This is a genomic window from Acinetobacter sp. UBA6526 (genome assembly GCF_002434875.1).
In the GTDB taxonomy this organism is placed as follows: domain Bacteria; phylum Pseudomonadota; class Gammaproteobacteria; order Pseudomonadales; family Moraxellaceae; genus Acinetobacter; species Acinetobacter venetianus.
The window spans coordinates 1,344-2,599 of sequence record NZ_DJLC01000208.1 but is presented as its reverse complement, the minus strand read 5'-3'; the positions used below and the strand labels follow the sequence as shown (position 1 = coordinate 2,599).

Sequence of the window (1,256 nt, the reverse complement as noted above, 5' to 3'; positions counted from 1 at the left end):
GGAAATGGTTTTATGTGGGATAACCCAGCGTCACAACTTTATCGTGATGGTCGTTTAGGCTCGATTGGTGGTGGTGCAGATGAAATCATGCTCGGAATCATCTGTAAATTGATGGATATTTTGCCGAAGAAACAGAAATAAAATAGGAGAAGAAAAATGACACTTTCAACTTCTCTTACTGATCTACAGGTTGATGACAGCATCCAACTTGAACAACACGGTAGCATTTTAACACTTTGGCTCAATCGACCTGAAAGCCGTAATGCCATGAGTCTCAACATGGTCAATGCCATTCAACAGGTATTTACCCATATTGAGAATGATACCTCGATTCGCGCTGTCATTTTACGTGGTCAAGGTGGTCATTTTTGTGCTGGTGGTGACATTAAAGATATGGCGGCATTGCGTCTCGAAGCAGCCAATGTCGGCAGTTTAAAGCCTTATGTGGATTTCAATCGTCGCTTTGGTGCCATGATTGAGCAAGTCGATCAAGCTCCACAAACGGTAGTAGCCGTTTTGGAAGGTGCTGTGCTAGGTGGCGGCTTTGGCTTAGCTTGTGTTTCGGATATTGCGATTAGTCGAGATACAGCACAGTTTGGTTTGCCCGAGACTGGTTTAGGTGTTTTGCCAGCGCAAATCGCACCGTTTGTGGTGAAACGAATTGGACTGACTCAAGCACGTCGTTTGGCATTGTTAGGTTCACGCTTTAATGGTGAAACTGCACAGAAACTAGGGGTTGTGCATGATGTGGTACATGATGAAACTGAACTTGAGCAGTTACTCAGTGAGACCATTCAACACATCAAGCGTGCTGCACCTTTAGCCTCCCGCAATACCAAAGCACTGTTACATCGTACTTTGAACGAACCTTTAGAGTCTTTACTTGATGATGCTGCACAACAATTTGCGCAAGCAGTCGGTGGTGCAGAGGGGCAGGAAGGTACGATGGCATTTATTCAAAAACGTTTACCAACTTGGACTGAACAATAATGAAATTTTCAAAAGTTTTAGTCGCAAATCGTGGTGAGATTGCTGTTCGGGTGATGCAAACCGCAAAAGCGATGGGTTATCAAACAGTTGCTGTGTATTCAGATGCCGATGCTAATGCTCGTCATGTTCAGGTTGCTGATGAAGCGGTTTATATTGGTGAATCGAAAGTTTCAGCATCTTATTTATCGATTGCGAATATCATTGCTGCGTGTCAAAAAACAGGCGCAGATGCCGTACATCCGGGTTATGGTTTCTTGTCTGAAAAT

The 1,256-nt window shown here is 43.9% G+C and carries 3 protein-coding genes; all 3 read left to right on the top strand.

Annotated features, from left to right (window positions below; genetic code table 11):
- Positions 1-141 (top strand): acyl-CoA dehydrogenase family protein (locus B4237_RS14230; RefSeq protein WP_258961877.1); only part of this gene is annotated, 141 nt, incomplete at its 5' end.
- Between the two features lie 15 nt (positions 142-156).
- Positions 157-990 (top strand): enoyl-CoA hydratase/isomerase family protein, encoded by an 834-nt coding sequence (locus tag B4237_RS14225; RefSeq protein WP_278596491.1) that lies wholly within the window; start codon positions 157-159, stop codon positions 988-990.
- Positions 990-1,256, top strand: a 267-nt coding sequence (locus B4237_RS14220; RefSeq protein WP_286943651.1) for a biotin carboxylase N-terminal domain-containing protein, incomplete at its 3' end; no start/stop codon positions are given. The genes B4237_RS14225 and B4237_RS14220, both read left to right, overlap by 1 nt.